Annotated in this window: 12 protein-coding genes and 1 tRNA gene; 7 read left to right on the top strand and 6 right to left on the bottom strand. The window is 64.1% G+C overall.

Annotated elements, in window-relative coordinates:
• The first annotated feature begins 167 nt into the window (after positions 1–167).
• Positions 168–1,220, top strand: a complete 1,053-nt coding sequence (locus N5C91_RS28900; RefSeq protein WP_236174853.1) for a L,D-transpeptidase — start codon at positions 168–170, stop codon at positions 1,218–1,220.
• Positions 1,221–1,596: 376 nt separating this feature from the next.
• Positions 1,597–2,343, top strand: a complete 747-nt coding sequence (locus tag N5C91_RS28895) for a murein L,D-transpeptidase catalytic domain family protein (RefSeq protein ID WP_236200687.1) — start codon at positions 1,597–1,599, stop codon at positions 2,341–2,343.
• A gap of 73 nt (positions 2,344–2,416) precedes the next feature.
• Here the strand turns inward: N5C91_RS28895 and N5C91_RS28890 are convergent, their stop codons facing one another.
• Positions 2,417–5,290 carry an HD domain-containing phosphohydrolase gene (locus N5C91_RS28890; protein WP_279833782.1) on the bottom strand — a complete coding sequence of 958 codons (2,874 nt, stop codon included), beginning with the start codon at positions 5,288–5,290 and terminating at the stop codon, positions 2,417–2,419.
• A 3-nt stretch (positions 5,291–5,293) separates the two neighbouring features.
• Complete coding sequence (locus N5C91_RS28885; protein WP_279833779.1) at positions 5,294–6,127, bottom strand: transporter substrate-binding domain-containing protein; 834 nt, start codon at positions 6,125–6,127, stop codon at positions 5,294–5,296.
• Positions 6,128–6,629: 502 nt separating this feature from the next.
• On the opposite strand from N5C91_RS28885, the gene N5C91_RS28880 reads away from it, so the two are divergent.
• From N5C91_RS28880 to N5C91_RS28870, 3 genes are all read left to right on the top strand, one after another.
• Complete coding sequence (locus N5C91_RS28880) at positions 6,630–7,523, top strand: alpha/beta hydrolase (RefSeq protein WP_236200689.1); 894 nt, start codon at positions 6,630–6,632, stop codon at positions 7,521–7,523.
• Positions 7,524–7,674: 151 nt separating this feature from the next.
• A tRNA-Gly gene (locus tag N5C91_RS28875) sits at positions 7,675–7,748 on the top strand.
• 238 nt (positions 7,749–7,986) lie between these two features.
• Positions 7,987–9,912, top strand: coding sequence for an integrase arm-type DNA-binding domain-containing protein (locus tag N5C91_RS28870; protein ID WP_024889553.1), 1,926 nt, complete (start codon positions 7,987–7,989; stop codon positions 9,910–9,912).
• 27 nt (positions 9,913–9,939) lie between these two features.
• Here the strand turns inward: N5C91_RS28870 and N5C91_RS28865 are convergent, their stop codons facing one another.
• On the bottom strand, positions 9,940–10,563 hold the full coding sequence (locus N5C91_RS28865) for a LysR family substrate-binding domain-containing protein (protein ID WP_020649360.1): 624 nt from the start codon (positions 10,561–10,563) through the stop codon (positions 9,940–9,942).
• 104 nt (positions 10,564–10,667) lie between these two features.
• Between N5C91_RS28865 and N5C91_RS28860 the strand changes: the two genes are divergently transcribed.
• A complete protein-coding gene (locus N5C91_RS28860; protein ID WP_024889555.1) occupies positions 10,668–10,967 on the top strand; it encodes a helix-turn-helix transcriptional regulator in 300 nt (99 codons plus the stop codon).
• Between the two features lie 66 nt (positions 10,968–11,033).
• On the opposite strand, the gene glyA is transcribed toward N5C91_RS28860, so the two are convergent.
• The 3 genes from glyA to N5C91_RS28845 form a co-directional block, all read right to left on the bottom strand.
• The gene (gene glyA, locus N5C91_RS28855) at positions 11,034–12,305 is read right to left on the bottom strand and encodes a serine hydroxymethyltransferase (RefSeq protein ID WP_217980086.1); all 1,272 of its coding nucleotides are present in this window, start codon (positions 12,303–12,305) and stop codon (positions 11,034–11,036) included.
• Between the two features lie 42 nt (positions 12,306–12,347).
• The gene (locus N5C91_RS28850) at positions 12,348–13,580 is read right to left on the bottom strand and encodes an aspartate aminotransferase family protein (protein WP_029578096.1); all 1,233 of its coding nucleotides are present in this window, start codon (positions 13,578–13,580) and stop codon (positions 12,348–12,350) included.
• A gap of 65 nt (positions 13,581–13,645) precedes the next feature.
• Entirely contained in the window at positions 13,646–14,887 is a 1,242-nt protein-coding gene (locus N5C91_RS28845) for a benzoate/H(+) symporter BenE family transporter (protein WP_024889558.1), read from the bottom strand.
• Positions 14,888–14,989: 102 nt separating this feature from the next.
• Here N5C91_RS28845 and N5C91_RS28840 point away from each other — a divergent pair, with 102 nt between their 5' ends.
• Positions 14,990–16,513, top strand: a complete 1,524-nt coding sequence (locus N5C91_RS28840; RefSeq protein WP_279833762.1) for a PLP-dependent aminotransferase family protein — start codon at positions 14,990–14,992, stop codon at positions 16,511–16,513.

The following is a 16,513-nucleotide window of genomic DNA, read 5'->3' as shown; positions in this document are numbered from 1 at the left end:
TCTGCTCGGAGCGAGCGAAAATCAATCGCGGACAAAGTCCGCTCCTACATCTCGTGCCCCGCGCGACATTCCGAAAACTCCTACGCAAACCATTCAGCCCGGCGGTTTGCAGGTGCCCACGCCGCTTGGCTAAGCTGCCTGCCATGCCCGCGTTCCAAGGAAAGGTGATGAAGAAACTGTCGGTTGCCCTGCTGATCGCCTTGAGCGCCAGCGTCGCCTTTGCCAATCCGGGCAAGCCCTCGCCGCTCTCGGACCTGCAGGCCGCGCTGAAGACCCTCAAGCCCGGCCAGTTCCTCTGGTATCCGGAAATCTCCCCGGCGGGCCCGGTGACCCTGGTGGTCAGCCTCACCGAGCAGCGCGCCTACGTGTACCGCAACGGCATCGCCATCGGCGTGGCCACCGTGAGCACCGGCAAGAAGGGCAAGGAAACTCCCACCGGCGTGTTTTCCATCCTGCAGAAGAAGGTCGAGTACCATTCCGACCTCTACAACAGCGCGCCGATGCCCTACATGCAGCGCCTGACCTGGGACGGCATCGCCCTGCACGCCGGCAACCTGCCCGGCTACCCGGCCTCCCACGGATGCATCCGTCTGCCCATGGCGTTCGCCAAGAAGCTCTACGAAGTCACCGGCTTCACCTCCACCACCGTGATCATCTCCGACGCCAAGAGCTCACCCGTGGAGGTCTACCACCCCGGCCTGCTCGCCCCCATCGTCAGCGGCGGCCGCGCCGCCGGCCCGCACGACGACAGCGGCATGGTGGTGCCGTTCTGGAGCGACCCCGGTGCGGAAAAGGGCCCTGTCTCGGTACTGGTCAGCCGCGCCGACCGCCGCCTCTACGTCTACCGTGGCGGCCTGCAGATCGGCACTGCGCCGGTAGCTTTCGAGCACGCGGAGGAAAAGACCGGCGTCGCCGCCTTCTCCCTCATGGAGAAACCCTCGCAAAGCGAGATCGACAGCGAAAACCCGAACCTGCGCTGGACCAGCGTGCAGGTCAGCGATCCGCAACGCGGCCTGACGCCCGCCGAGCAGTTGGGCAAGTTCAGCCTCGACCGTGAGTTCCTGCGCAGCCTGCTGACCAGCATGGATGTCGGCAGCACCCTGGTGATCACCGATCTGCCGTCCACCCGCGACATGCGCAGCAACCCGGACTTCACCGTGATCACCACCAACGACCGCAAGGCGGAACAGAAACCGGTCAAGAACCAGAGTGTCGAGTAACGGGTAGAACCGGAGCGGCTTCGCGTTGCTCCGGATTATCCCTACATGGTCTTCATCGTTTCCCTCCCCCCGCCACCATCCACTCCAGCCACACTGCCAGTCCTCACCTGCGGACAGACGGCCTCAAGCCGGCCGTGCAAGCAGCCGAAGAATCTCGAAACACAAAGAGTCCAGGCGCCTGTCCGCGGTGAGTTCCACTCGCCCTCTTGCCCGGAATATCGGTGCTTCGTGGCGATTTATTGTGCTGAAAAGTTCGTAATTACCGACGGGTGGAACCATACTTGATTAAAAAACAGCCACACCACTGGTCAAAAATCACGCACAATGCGGCGTTTCCCAGAAAAAACCATATCTATTCAACGGGAATGTTGTATTCATGCTGACTTTCTTGAAGTTACGGGGGTTCTTCCGGATTTCGCTCGCCAGTGCCGCGCTCTTCGCGATCGGCAGCTGGCAGACCGCGTCCGCCGCCCGCCTGCCCACGGCCGAGGAATTGCACCGCCTCGCGCCGGCGACCAACACCGAAACCCTGCGCCTGGCGCTCAGCGCGCTGCAGTGCGCCAGCACCCAGCTGGGCGGCCAGAACCGACTGCTGACGGTGATCGACTACTCCAAACCGTCCCGCGACAAGCGCCTCTGGGTCTTCGACCTGAAGCAGCGCAAGCTGCTCTTCGAAGAGTGGGTCGCCCATGGCAAGAAGAGTGGCGATGACATGGCCACCTCCTTCTCCAATCGCCCGGAGAGCAACCAGTCCTCCATCGGTCTCTACCAGACCGGCCAGACCTACAGCGGCAAGCACGGCCGTTCCCTGCGCCTGCTGGGCCTGGAGCCGGGCTTCAACGACAACAGCGAAGAGCGCGCCATCGTCATGCACGCCGCCGCCTACGCCGATCCCAAGGTCGTCCCCGGCCTTGGCCGCCTGGGCCGCAGCCTCGGCTGCCCGGCAGTGCGTCCGCAGGTGGCGCAGCAGCTGATCGACACGCTGAAGAACGGCAGCTACGTCTTTGCCTACTACCCGCAACAGCAGTACCTGCGGACCTCCCAGTTCCTCGCCGGGCCAAGTTGCACCGTGGCGAAGAACCCGCAGATCAACCGCTACGCCACCAACCTCGCCAAGCGCTGATCGATACCCCTGATGTAACGCAAACCGCCGGCATCAGCCGGCGGTTTGCGTTTCAGGGTGTTCCGGGGTGGAGCTAGGCCTTGACCCCATCCAGAATCTGCAGCAACGCCCGCACATCCACCGCATCCATCTGCTCGGGGTTGAGGAAGCGCTCGCCGTATTCCTTGTAGACGCCCTGGCTGATGAACAGGCGGAACAGGTCGGCGTCGATGTGCTGGTCTCGTGCCATGAAGGCCAGGATCTTCAGCGACTCGGACAGCGTCTTCGGCGCCTTGTACGGGCGATCGGCGGCAGTCAGCGCTTCAAAGATATCGGCGATCGCCATGACTCTTTCCGGAATGCTCATCTGCTCGCGACAGAGTTTGCGCGGATAGCCGGTGCCATCCATCTTCTCGTGATGGTTGGCGGCGATGGTCGGCACGCGGCGCAGATTGCGCGGCAGAGGCAGCGTGGTGAGCATCATCAGGGTCTGGACGATGTGCTCGTTGATCTTGAAGCGCTCCTCGTCGTTCAGCGTGCCGCGGCGGATGCCCAGGTTGTACAGCTCGCCATAGTTGCTCGCGTAGGGCGGCAGGCGCATGTCGAAGCCCCAGACGTTGCGTGGATCGTCCTTCACCACCGGTGGCTTGCGCTCACCCCACGGCACGCGGTGCTCGGGTTTGTCGGCAAGGAGGAACTCCTCGGCCGGTAGCGGCCGCTCGGGCCGGCCCTGCAGGCGCTCGGCCTCGTCGTGGGAGATGCCCAGGCGGTCGTCGAAATAGCGCAACCAGCGGCGCTCGCCGATCTGCCTGAGGCGCTCTATATCCTCATCCTTCATGAACTCGCCGCCGACGTTGGCCTGGGCGACGAAGGCGTAGTCTTCGCGCAACGCCTCGTGCAGGGCATCGCGCCGGGCGGCGAGCAGGCCGATATCGCTGCCCTCGGCGATGCCACGCCAGTAGTCCAGTTCGATATCCCGCCAGATCACCTCGAAGCGCGTGCGCACCTCATGCAGGCGGTTGTACAGGGTCTCCAGCTTGGTCGCCTTGTCCACCACATACTCGGGGCTGGTGATCTTGCCGCAATCATGCAGCCAGGCGGCGATCTGGAATTCGTAGCGCTCGGCATCGCTCATGGTGAAGCCAGCATACTCGCCATCGCGCGAGTCGATGACCTTCTGCAGCAGCAGGTCAGCCAGCTGTGGTACCCGTTCACAGTGGCCGCCGGTGTAGGGGCTCTTGGCGTCGATGGCGTCGGCCAGCAGCTTGATGATTGCATCCAGCAGGCGCTGCTGGGCTTCGATCAGCTGGCGCGTCTCGATGGCCACGGCGGCAGCGCCGGAAAGCTCCTCGACGAAGCGCTTGAACGGCTTGCGCGGCTGGCGGCTGAGCTCGCCTTCCTCGGCGAGTTGCAGCACCAGGATGCCGAGCAACTCGTCGGCACGGTTGCGCAGGGAGACCTCCAGGTACTGCCCGCGATTGGCCAGTGCCAGGTCAACCCGCTCGGCCAGCTCCGCCTCGGTGAAACCTTCGATCAGCATGGATTGCGGGTACTGCTCGCCATGCACCGAGCAGGCCAGGCGCAGACGGCACTCCTCGTCGTCCAGCAGGTAGACCGCACCGCCCATCACTCCGGTGGCCTCCACCAGGCGCGAAAGCACGCCTTCGAGCATGCTCTCCAGACGCGTCTCGCGGCTGAGGGTCAGGGTGATCGCCTGGAAGTTGTGAATGGTGCGCGACATGCTGCCCATCACGCTGCTCAGGTCGCGAACCTCGGCGATCTTCGACTCGACGCCAACCGGCCGGGCAAAGTCGAAGGCCGCCAGTGCGCTGACCTGATCAGCCAGTGCAGTCAACGGGCGGGCAATGCGCCGGCCGATGTACCAGCCGATCAGCAACAGGACAAGCAGCAGCGTGCCGCTCCACAGCGCCTGGTTGAACAGCAGCTGGCGCGCACCGGCCAGTAGCTCCACGGCGGGAATGGCGATCAGCACCTTCACTTCGTTGCTGGTGAAGTTCGATAGCGGCACCCAGATCCCGTACCAGTTCTCGCCATTCACCCGGTAGGCCTGCGGCGTGCCGGAGGGTACTGATTCAGCGTTGAGCTCGCTCAGTGCGGGCACCTTCAACTCGGCCAGGGTAGCCAGGCGCAGCTCCTTGCCCTCGTGCACCATCAATCTGGCGAGGTCCGGGTAGGCGATCACCGTGCCCTTGCCGTCCACCACCGCCAGTTCGGTGTTGGCGGTCTGGCGAAGATCACCCATTTCGCCGCCCAGATCGTTGACCGAGGCGTCCATGCCGATCACCGCGGCACCATCCACACTGCGATGTGCCAGGGTCAGGCCGATCTCGCGCGTGGTGAAAAACACGTAGGGCTGGGTCAGCACCGTCTTGCTGGTGCCGCGCGCCTCTGCATACCAGGGGCGTTGGCGCGGGTCGTACTGATAGTCCGGGCGCTCCTGCACACGCAACAGGCGCAGTTCGCTGTCGTAGAAGCGCCACTCGCCGAGCAGCCCGCCCTGGCCGTTGAGCGTCTGGCTCTGCACCAGGTATTTGGCCGCGTCCGGCGCCTGCAGGGTCTGGCGCACCTCGGGCACGCGCAGCGCACGGATCAGCAGGAACTCACCGTTCGGATAGCCGATGTACACCGCACTCAGGGTGCGATTGGCACGCAGGTTTTCCACCAGCATCGGCAGGCGATCGAGGCGCGCCGGCAGGTTGTCGGTCTGCGAGATGGGATCATGGGTCAACAGGCGCAGCGCGCTTTCCGCCGGGTCGATCAGCCGGCGGATGCGCTCGTTGATCGTCGCGCCCAACTGGCTGGCCGACTCCCCGGCCGCCGTCACCAGCGCGCCCTCCACGCCACGGTAGCCCTGGATCAGCAATGCCCCCGCCAACACCAGCATGCTGGCGATGATGGCCCCGGCCACCAGCAATTGCAGCGGAATACCCCGTTCGAATGCCTTCATCCTTTACCAGCCTCTGTCCGTGGAGCTGTAGCGATAGCCGCTGTCGAGCAATCCTTCCGCCACTGGCGGCGGGGCGTTGTTACGCATGATCCGGGCCAGGCTTCCGTCCAGCCATAACACTTCCATCAGGCGCATCCACTCAGCGCTTTGCGCCGGGGTGAAGCGCTTGCGCGAGAGCATCAGGTTGTGGGGCGTCGCCGGGCCGGGCATCACATCTACCACACGAAAGCGTTCGCGTTGACGACGATCGCTCACCGCACCCTCGAGATTCATCTCGTGGCCGATCACCCCCTCCACGTCTCCGTTGAGCAAGGCACTGAAACGGGTCGTATCGTCTTGGTATTCCACCACCCGCCCCTCGGCCTTGAGAATGCGCAGCATGCCGTCGATATAGGCGCCGTGGCGGTAGCCGGCAATCACCCCCAGGCGTGCGCCGGGCATGTCATGGAAGGCGTCCAGGCCGTTCATGTCACCCAGGTCATTGCGCACGATGAGCTTGTTGCGCATGTAGAGGTAGGGCAGCAGATAGGTGTAGGCGCGGCGTTGCGGCGTAGCGACGCCACTGGTCCCCATCTGCAACTCGCCACTCTCGAGCCGGCGCCAGACTTCGTCACGCGGCCGGACGGACGTCTCGAACCGGCAGCCAGTACGCTTGCCCAGTTCGGCGATCAGGTCCGGGTCGATACCCACGTCGTCGTGGAAGAACACCACGTTGCGGGTGTAGGCGACGCTGATCGGTTGCTCACAGCCATAGCGATCCTCGGCCAAGGCTTCCGCACACAGCCATGCGGCCGGGGCCAGGACCAGCGATATGCGTAACCGTGGATGAAGTGCCATTGAACCGCTCCGCACGCGGTATCGGCCTCAGGGGGGAGCACGGCGAAATCGCTCGTCTTCGGCAAAGGGAAGTTACAGCCATCACATGAGTGTAATCCGGCTTCACCAAAGCGCCGGACAATCGCCAAGACAAATGTCATTTCGTCGGAATTCGGCCAAACGATGTGACTCAAGCGCTCGCTGGCTGTTGCGGCTGCCGTACCAGCCTGCTTAACTCTGGCTCAAGCGTGACCGCCGAGTCACGCAGCGCAACCAACAATGATTTTCGCGGCAGCCGTTCCCCATGCCGCACCTTCCTCCGCCTGATCAGAAGCCAGCCTCCGCGCCCCAACGGGCTTCGGATCGTCGTCTTTTGATTCCATAAGCAATTGAAAATCAAGAGATTATTAACTTTCGTCGAGTGACATGAAGCTGTCACGTCAAGACGCTTTCCTCTGCCTGGGTACTTTCTTCGCATCCGCTGGTGGATGCGCACCATGACCTGCGTCTGGAGGAATACGACATGAGGCCGGAAACCGCCGTCGTCGAGATTCAGCAACACCGGGTACACACGGAGTTTCACGCCAACAGGGAAGCGCGGCAGACCATCATCCTGGTCAACGGCTCGCTGGCAACCACCGCCTCCTTCGCGCAAACAGTGAAATACCTGCAACCGCACTTCAACGTGGTCTGCTACGACCAGCCGTACGCGGGCCGCTCCAGGGTCCACAACGACTGCCGCGAGCTCATCACCAAGGAATACGAGGCACAGCTGCTGCTCGGCCTGATCGAGCACTACCAGGCCGACGTGGTGATGTCGTTCTCCTGGGGCGGGGTCGCCACCCTGCTCGCCCTGGCCGAACGCCCGGCGCGAATCCAGAAGGCGGTGATCAACTCCTTCTCACCGCTGCTCAACGCCTCGATGCTCGACTACCTGCACCGCGGCCTGGACTACCTCTCGGCGTGCGACCGCACAAACATCGGCAACCTGGTCAACGACACCATCGGCCGCTACCTGCCGCAATTGTTCAAGCGCTACAACTTCCGCCACGTCAGCGGGCTCGACGAGCACGAGTACCGGCAGATGCACTTCCACGTCTGCCAGGTACTCAAGCTCAGCGCCGAGAGCTACATGGAGAAGTTCGCCGCCATCGACATCCCGCTGCTGTTCCTCAACGGCGAGCTGGACATCTACACCACCCCGGCCGAAGCGAAGCTGTTCCAGCAGCTGATCCGCGATTGCGAATTCCGCACCATCCGCAACGCCGGCCACTTCATCGACGTGGAACACAAGAAGGCCTGGCAGGAAACCCAGGACGCCCTCCTGACCTTCCTCCAACCGCAGCGCCAGCCGGTCCTGGCCAACCCCTACCTGCCCAGCAGCCAGGGCGTGCCCATCGCCGCCATGGTGGGCTGATGCAACCAGCGCACACAGCCGGGGGCCGGCCCCAGACCTTCCGCCCCGGCTTTTTATTGCGCAAATTTCGTCAGACCAGCGCCGCCACCGGCGCAGCTCGCCGACCAAGGCTTCACTAAGCCCCGCCCTTCTGGTAAAAAGGCACCCCCAAGCGGGCGTCGTATAATGGCATTACCTGAGCTTCCCAAGCTCATGACGAGGGTTCGATTCCCTTCACCCGCTCCACTTCAGCTTTCCATGGTGTTCCAAGGACGTCCATGGAGTGTTGCAAGTCATTGTCACGGTTCGGCTTTTCCAGAAAAGCCGTTCCAGTGACGTCCAGCGAAATCCACTGACGGCCGGCCCAAACTGGTACAAAAAGTGGCCCAAACAATGCGCGAACTTCCCCTGCCGCATTGTTGCTGGAGGAGCCGAGGTCCGATGGGAAACATGGCACTCAACTCGCTTTCATGGAGTTGGGATCATGCTTTCAGACCTCATGGCCCGGCAGGCCAAGTCCACCGGCAAGCCATACGCACTGGCCGACTTCGACGGCCTCTATCTCTACGTTTCCGCCATCGGCACCAAGGCTTGGCACTTCCGCTATTCGTGGTTTGGCAAGCGTGAGCGCATCACCCTAGGCAACTATCCGGCGCTTTCCCTGAAGGACGCCCGTGCACTTCGCGATGAAGCCCGATCGCTGCTCGCCAAGGGCGTCAATCCCCACAGCGAACGCAAGCGCAAGCGGCACGCGATCGTCCTGGCCGGCGAGCACACCTTCATGGCCGTCTACGAGCAATGGCTGGCCCATCGCCGGCTCTCGCTGGAGGAAGGACGGCAGACCAGCCTGGAACAGATCGGGCGCGTCTTCAAGAAAGATGTGTTCCCCTCGCTACGGCACCTGACCATCTACGAAATCACCCGCGCGCACCTGCTGGACATCATCGGCAAGGTGGAGAAGCGCGGCTCGCTGTCCGTGGCCGAGAAGCTGAGGACCTGGTTCACCCAGTTGTTCACCTACGCCACGGTGGCGATTCCCAACATGGGCGATAACCCGTCCAGGGACCTGGAAGTGGTCGCGCTGCCGTTGCCGCCTGTCGAACACAACCCGTTCCTGCGCATGCACGAGCTGCCGGTTATGCTGCAGACACTGCGCAAGTACCGCGGGCGCCTGAACACGCAGTTGGGCATCCGGCTGCTGATGCTCACTGGTGTGCGCACCGGCGAGCTTCGCTTCGCCACGCCCGATCAGTTCGACCTCGACCGGGGCCTGTGGGTCATCCCGGTGGCCAGGCTCAAGCAGCGCGCGCTGCTGACCAAGAAGAAGCGCAAGCGTCTCATCGACATCCCGCCCTACATCGTGCCGCTGTCGGTGCAGGCGCAGGAGATCGTTCGCCACCTGTTGGACCAATGCAAGCCTGCCCAGGTCCATCTCATCCCAGGCGACTGGTGCCTGAAGAACCCGATCAGCGAGAACACGCTCAACGCCGCGCTCAAGCGCATGGGCTACGAGGACCAGCTCACGGGGCATGGCATCCGGGCGACGATCTCGACGGCGCTGAACGAACTCGGCTACCCGAAGAAATGGGTGGATGCCCAGCTATCGCATGCCGATCCAGACAAGATCAGCGCGACCTACAACCATGCCGAATACGTCGAGCAACGCCGCGTCATGATGCAGGACTGGGCTGATCGCCTGGACCTGTTCGAGCAAAACCAGGTCGAGGTTGCCAGCCGGCATCTGACCATCACGCTCCAGGGCCTGCCGACCATCGCCGGCCAGGCGGCCGTGCAGCCGCCGGTGGTCGACCTCACCGCGCCGCAGCTGATCGTGACCGCGCCGACGTCCAACCAACCCGAAGCGCCGGCATCGGTACAGCGGCTGTCGGCCGTGCGCATGCCCGAGTACGCGCGGCCGCGCCTGTCGGAGGTGCAGCGCGGACGCCTGCAGGTGCTGGAGACCTTCGAGGCGCCGCACAACCTCTCGGTGGCGGACTACGCCAAGCTCGCGGGCAAGTCGCGCCGCTGGATCACCTACGAGATCCAGGCCGGCAACCTGCTGTCGATCCACATGGGGCACCGCGGGCAGCGCGTGCCAGACTGGCAGCTCGATCCGCTCAAGCGCAGGCTGGTCCAGTCTGTCCTGAAGCAACTGCCACGGGGCGTCGACACCTGGGACATCTACCACGCACTCCTGCGCTCGTACGAGGCTCTCGGGACACGGCCGGCCATCGAAGCCGTCAACCCAACGAACCTGCACCTTGCCGCGCGGCTGGTGGCCGCACAGTGCATGCAGGCGAGCGAGCCAGTCGTGACGACAGAGTTCCCTGAGCAGGTCCGGCAAAGCGTGCAGCGGCTGGTGCGCGAAGCCGTCGCTGCCGATGCCGCCGAAGTGGCGCCCGGAGACTGATCAAGCCAGGGGCGCGCCGAAGTTCGGTCAGGCGCTTGCCTGGAGCGCGTGGAAGAACGGCTCCAGGCGGGCGCTGCCCGTATCTCGACGGCTCAGGAAGTACGTGGTGAGCGTCAGCGCGCCCTCTTGCAAGGGACGCTGGACAACGCCAAGGGAACGATGGCCCTCAATGCGGGTGGCGGGTGCCAAGCAGACACCGTAGCCGGCGGCCACCAAGGTCATCATCAACCCGAACGATGTGGCCGTCGTGACGGCCGAGGGGACGACGCCGGCTGCCGTCAGCAGTGAGTCGATTTGCCCACAGTAGCCGACACAGTCGCGCCCATCCAGGGCGATCCAATGGTGGTCGGCCGCCTGCTCCAGGGACACTGACGCAAAGGCCAGCAAGGGGTGATGGGCCGACACGGCCAATGCCAGCGCATCGCGCCAGACGGGTCGGACATCGATGCCTTCAGGGGCTGCGGGCGATTGGCAGAGGCCTGCCTCGAAAGCCCCCGCGAGCAGTCCTCGATGCTGATCCTCCAAGCGCTCTTCGTGAAGACGAATCGGGTTGTCCGGATAGCGCCGACGGTGTACCGCCATCGGTACCGACAACCTGGGATAGGCCAGGCAGTCCGACAGGGCAATGTTCAAAGGATCGGAAGCGATCATCGTGTCACCCGCACAACGCCGACACTGGAAAAAACCGCGTGCCATCGGTCAATGAGATAAGTTTAACGTGGTTTAAATTCGCGTGAAACGTGACGCTTCTGTTGATGCAGAAGCGATCAGTGCAACGCGGGAGACCTGCGGGAACAAGAACCTATGAAAGCGAGCCAGCGCGCGCTTTCGGCGTTGCCGTGCGCGAGGCACGGTCCGCGAAGGCGCTGGCGCAGGAGGTGCTGGCGGAACAGGCGGGTATCGCGCGATCGCACATGGGCAAGATCGAGCGCGGCGAGCACATGCCCACGCTAGTGTTGATCCTGCGGATCGCGAAGGGGCTGGGTTGCTCGGCCGCGGCACTGATGGCTGCGACCGAGGCGCAACTGTCCGAAAAACAGGAAGACGCTGTCTAGGTCGGCGTTGCGTCTCTCACCTACAACGAGGTAGTACGCAGGCGCCGCATTGCCGTCAGTGATTACCTATCGATAGACGGGATGGCGACGGCACAGATCCGCCACCTGCTGTCTTACTCGATCCCGCACGGCAATTAATCCAACACCACCGGTTTCCAATGCATCCAGCACGTCGCACAACCAGCCGGCCAGTTCCTCGCACTCGGCCACGCCGAAGCCGCGCGTGGTCACGGCGGGCGTGCCGATGCGCACGCCAGAGGTCACAAACGGCGAACGCGGGTCGCCCGGCACGCTGTTCTTGTTGGTGGTGATCCAGGCATCGGCCAGCGCCGCGTCCGCATCCTTACCGGTGTAGGGCCTGGCGGACAGGTCGATCAGCATCAGGTGATTGTCGGTACCGCCCGAAACGATTTTGTGGCCGCGCTGCTGGATCACGGCGGCCATGGCGCGAGCGTTCGCCACCACCTGGCGCTGGTAGGCCTTGAATGCAGGTTGCAGCGCCTCCTTGAACGCCACCGCCTTGGCGGCGATAACATGCATCAGCGGCCCGCCCTGGACGCCGGGGAATACGGCGGAGTCGAGCTTTCTGTAAAGGCCCTCGTCCTGCCCTTTCGAGAGAATGATACCGCCACGCGGGCCGCGCAGGGTCTTATGGGTGGTGCTGGTGACCACGTGAGCGTGGGGCAACGGGTCAGGATACTCGCCTGCCGCCACCAGGCCGGCGACATGGGCCATGTCCACCCAGAAGATGGCACCCGCCCTGTCGGCGATGGCGCGCATGCGTGCCCAGTCCTTGTGCCGCGAATAGGCGGAGAAGCCGCCGATCAGCAGTTTCGGCCGTGCCTGCATCGCGATGCGCTCCATCTCGTCGTAGTCAATCAGCCCGGTTAGGGGGTCGAGTCCATAAGGCACGATCTTGTAATGGCGGCCGGAGAAGTTGGATGGGTTACCGTGGGTCAGGTGGCCACCCTGAGCCAAGTTCATGCCCATCACGGTATCGCCGGGATTGGCCAGCGCCAGAAACACGGCTGCGTTGGCCTGGGCGCCGGCATGGGGCTGGACGTTGGCCCAATCACAGTCGAATAGCACCTTGAGCCGCTCGATGGCTAAGCGTTCGGCCACGTCCACATGCTCGCAGCCGCTGTAGTAGCGCTTGCCTGGGTAACCCTCGGCGTACTTGTTGGTGAACACCGAATTCTGGATGGCCATCACCAAAGGGCTCGCGTAGTTCTCGGAGGCGATCAGTTCGACATGATCCTCCTGACGGCGCGCTTCGTGGTGGACTGCCAGGGCAAGTTCCGGGTCGAAATCGGCGAGGGCAACAGAAGTGTCATACATGGTGTGCGTCCTGGTCGGGCGGATAGCGGTTGGGGTTGGACGTCATACGGTGATGTCCATCGGCTGAGCCGGAACAGACCAAACCTCGCAATCAACCAGGTCCGATGAAAGCAGGCGCGCTACACGCACCACGATGTCGTCAATCTGACGCTCGTCGCAAACGAATGGTGGCAATAGCCTGATCACGGTGTCTCGGGTCACGGTGATGAGCAGGCGCTGCTCAGCCAGCGCGCGCCCAACTAGTTCCTTGCAGGGCCGGTCCAGTTCGATACCCACCATCAGTCCCAGGCCGCGAATGGCGAGGACGTGCGGGTGACCTGCCAGCGCCTTGCGCAGGCCCACCAGCAAGCGAGCGCCCAGCACCATGGCGCGCTCGGGCATCCTGTCACGGGCCATGATGTCGAGGACGGTGCAGGCCACCCGGCAAGCCAGCGGATTGCCGCCGAAGGTCGAGCCGTGCTGGCCCGGCGAGAACAGGTCTGCCGCAATACCGCGCGCCAGGCACGCGCCGATGGGAAAGCCATTGCCCAGCGCTTTCGCCAGGGTCACCACATCCGGTGAGATGCCCGCGTGCGCGTATCCGAACCACGCGCCGGTGCGCCCCATGCCGGCCTGGATCTCGTCGAGCATCAGCAACCAGTCCCTCTGGTCGCACAAAGCGCGCAGTTCGCGCAAGTATTCGGCACTGGCCACCCGAATGCCACCCTCGCCCTGTACAGATTCGATCAACACCGCCACGATGTCCGGGGATTGTTCTGCCGCCTGGCGTACCGCGCTGATATCACCGTAGGGAGCACGGAGAAAGCCAGGCAGCAACGGCCCGAAACCCTGCTGGTTGGCCGCGTTGTCTGTGGCGGCGAGCGTGGCCAGCGTGCGGCCATGGAAGGCGTTGCCCATGACTAGGATCTGCGGTCGTGCCACCTGCCTGCGATGGGCATGCAGCCTGGCCAACTTGAGGGCGGTTTCGTTGGCTTCCGCACCCGAGTTGCAGAAGAAGGCGCTTTCCATCCCGGTCAGCGCACACAGGCGTTCCCCCAACTGCTCCTGCCAGTCGATGCGGAACACGTTGGAAGTGTGCAGCAGCGCCCCGGCCTGTTCGGCGATGACGGCCGCGATTTCCGGGTGGGCATGACCCAGGCTGGTAACCGCGACACCGGCAATGGCATCTAGGTACTCCACACCCTGATCGTCCCAGAGCCGCGCGCCGTTACCGCGCACGAAAGAGACAGGTTGGCGGGCGTAGGCGCGCATCAGGTGAGGGGCGGTCGTCTGCATGGGAGATTCCTCGAATTCGGCACGGTTGACGTAACCGTCAGTCCGTGTGTTGAAAGCCTCGGTCATCACTTCACCCTCTCGTTTGCAGGCGTAGGCGTAATGACCGATGTACGTACCCGCAGCAGCACCCGCCCGTTGAGCACAGCATGCGCCGCCAGCCCTAGCACCAACCCCCAGAACGCCCCGCCAATGCCCAGCAGGGTGATGTTGGCGGCGGCCGCCAGAAACGTGATCAGTGAGGCTTCCCGGGTCCTGGCATCGGACATGGCGGTGGCTAGGCTGCCGCCGATCGTCCCCAGCAGGGCCAGGCCCGCCAGCGTGGTGATGAAGGTCGCCGGGAAGGCCATGAAGACCGCGGCCAACGTCACCCCGAACACGCCGATCAGAACGTAGAACACCCCAGCGGCCATCCCCGCGATCCAACGCCTGGACGGGTCTTCGTGTGCCTCCCGGCCCGTGCAGATGGCGGCGGTGATCGCCGCGATGTTGAAGGCGTGCGAACCGAACGGCGCCATCAGCAGCGAACCCAGGCCCGTGATGGTCACGATGGGGTTGGCGCTGGTCTTGAAGCCGTCATTGCGCAATACCAGCATGCCCGGCATGTACTGCCCGGTCAGGGTAATGAGGAACAGCGGCAACGCCACGCTCAACAAGGCGTTGAGCGAGAACGCGGGCATGGTGAACACCGGCGCGGCCAGTTTCAGGCTCAGTCCCGACAGATCGACGCGGCCCTGCGCCAGCAGGAATACCAATCCCAGCACCAGGATGCCCACCACCGCATAGCGCGCGGAAAAGCGCTTGAACACCAGATAGGCGGCGATCAGCAGTCCCGCCAGCAGCGGATCGACGCTCAAGCCGCCGAAGGCGCCAGTGCCGAATTGCAGCAGGATGCCGGCCAGCAGCCCGGCAGCCACGCCTGGCGGTATCAAACGGATAACGCGCTCGAACCAACCCGACAGGCCCAGCAGCACAAAGGCGGCAGCCGAGATCAGGTATGCCCCGACGGCCTCGGCATAAGGTGTGGTTGCCAGTGCTGTGACCAGAAACGCCGCTGCCGGCGTGGACCAGGCGGTGATGATCGGTTCGCGGGATACCCAGCTCAAAATGATGCCTGTCACGCCCACGCCAATGGAAATCGACCACACCCACGAGGCCGTCAGCTCCGGGCTCAGGCCCGCGACCTTGGCTGCCTGGAACACCAGGATGAAAGTGCCGCCATAGTTGACGATGACCGAAATCAGTCCGGCCACGACGGGATGGGTGAGATCGTTCCAACGAACGGGCGAAGCTGAAGGATCCGACGGCATGATCTGAATTGGGCTCCTGGCATGGGGATGAAATGACCATGAGACGATAGACTTGTAATGGCATGATGTTCCCTACCAATTTCCAGATGAAGTACCTACCAATTGTTCAAGCATGCCCAACTTGAATCCGTCAAAGCCTGGCTCGGCGACCCCGCGCACGGCGCCTTGCCCCTGCATGCACGGGTACAGCGGGCCATTCGCCAGTTGATCCTGGATGGCGCGCTCGATGTAGGCCGCCCCCTGCCCGCGTCGCGCGCGTTGGCGAAGTCGCTGGGGGTGTCCCGCGACACGGTGGAGTCGGCCTATGGCCAGTTGCACGCCGAAGGTTTCATTGAGCGGCGGGTCGGCAGTGGCAGCTTCGTGTCCGAGCAGGCCCGGTGGCTGCCCGGGCGCGGCAGACCACGGCGCACGAGCGTGGATCGCAAGGCACCCCTGCGCCTGAGCCGGCGCGGCGATGCCATGCTCCAGGGCGGCGGCGTGCGCGACTTCCTGATGTCGCGCCCCTTCGCGCCCGGCGTGCCGGAGACGCGCAGCTTTCCGCTGCCAACCTGGGAGCGCTTGCAGCGGCAGGTGTTGAAGGAGTACGGCACCCTGGCGCTGCTGCACAGCCCACCGCAGGGCATGGAGCCGTTGCGACGCGCCATTGCCGCCTACGTCAACCTCGAACGAGGCGCGCAGGCCACACCCGAGCGCGTGCTGGTGCTGACCAGTTCCCAACAGGCCATGACCCTGTGCGCCACCGTGCTGCTCGATGCTGGCGAGCGCATCTTCATCGAAGACCCCGTGTACCACGGGGCGCGCAAGGCATTTGACGCCGCCGGGTTGGATTGCGTGCCCGTGCCGATGGATGACCAAGGCATGCAGATAGCGCACCTGCTGGCAAAGGCGCAGACCCCTTGCAATGCCGCCCGGGCGGTGTTCCTGACGCCCTCGCACCAGTTCCCAACCGGGGCTACGCTGGCGTTGGACCGGCGCCTGGCCGTCATCGAATGGGCCCGCCAGCACCAGGCTTGGATCATCGAGGACGACTACGACAGCGAATTCCACTACGAAGGCAAGCCCACCGCATGCGTACAGGGGCTCGACCCCCACGGCCGCACGATCTACATCGGCACCTTCACCAAGTCGCTGTTCCCCGGCCTGCGCATCGGCTACATGGTGCTGCCGGAGGCTCTGGTGTCGCCCATGACCGTGGCCCGCACCCTGCTGGATGGGCACAGCGCACCGATCCCGCAGCTCACCCTGGCTCGCTTCATCGAGGGTGGGCATTTCGGAGCCCATGTGCGAACCATGCGGGCCGTCTATGCGGAACGCCGCGATGTGCTGGCGCAGCTGGTGCGCCAGCACCTGGCCGACTTCGTGGAGCCCAGGGTGCCCGCTGGCGGGATGCAGATGCCTTGCGTGTTCATCCGCGACATTCCCGAGCGCGAGGCGGTGGAATCGGCACGGCGGGTCGGCATCGACCTGCTGGGGCTGACCGCGCTGCATGCATCGCGCCGCCATGCATCGGGCAGGGATGGGGCCGGTTTCCTCATGGGATTTGCTGCCCATGCACCCCATGAACTGGAGATCGCTGTCAATAAGCTGGCAAGCGTGCTGCGTGCGCTGTGTCGCCGATCACCATGA

The organism is Pseudomonas sp. GD03903 (assembly GCF_029840045.1).
Lineage (GTDB): Bacteria > Pseudomonadota > Gammaproteobacteria > Pseudomonadales > Pseudomonadaceae > Pseudomonas > Pseudomonas pseudonitroreducens.
The sequence above is the reverse complement of the archived record's forward strand: the minus strand, read 5'-3'. Positions and strand labels throughout refer to the sequence as shown.

Coding starts and splice junctions, on each gene's coding strand:
- N5C91_RS28880 (WP_236200689.1), top strand. CDS start 6,630: ATGAGGCCGGAAACCGCCGTCGTCGAGATTCAGCAACACCGGGTACAC.
- N5C91_RS28885 (WP_279833779.1), bottom strand. CDS start 6,127: ATGGCACTTCATCCACGGTTACGCATATCGCTGGTCCTGGCCCCGGCC.
- N5C91_RS28845 (WP_024889558.1), bottom strand. CDS start 14,887: ATGCCGTCGGATCCTTCAGCTTCGCCCGTTCGTTGGAACGATCTCACC.
- N5C91_RS28895 (WP_236200687.1), top strand. CDS start 1,597: ATGCTGACTTTCTTGAAGTTACGGGGGTTCTTCCGGATTTCGCTCGCC.
- N5C91_RS28865 (WP_020649360.1), bottom strand. CDS start 10,563: ATGATCGCTTCCGATCCTTTGAACATTGCCCTGTCGGACTGCCTGGCC.
- N5C91_RS28870 (WP_024889553.1), top strand. CDS start 7,987: ATGCTTTCAGACCTCATGGCCCGGCAGGCCAAGTCCACCGGCAAGCCA.
- N5C91_RS28900 (WP_236174853.1), top strand. CDS start 168: ATGAAGAAACTGTCGGTTGCCCTGCTGATCGCCTTGAGCGCCAGCGTC.
- N5C91_RS28890 (WP_279833782.1), bottom strand. CDS start 5,290: ATGAAGGCATTCGAACGGGGTATTCCGCTGCAATTGCTGGTGGCCGGG.
- glyA (WP_217980086.1), bottom strand. CDS start 12,305: ATGTATGACACTTCTGTTGCCCTCGCCGATTTCGACCCGGAACTTGCC.
- N5C91_RS28860 (WP_024889555.1), top strand. CDS start 10,668: ATGCAGAAGCGATCAGTGCAACGCGGGAGACCTGCGGGAACAAGAACC.
- N5C91_RS28850 (WP_029578096.1), bottom strand. CDS start 13,580: ATGCAGACGACCGCCCCTCACCTGATGCGCGCCTACGCCCGCCAACCT.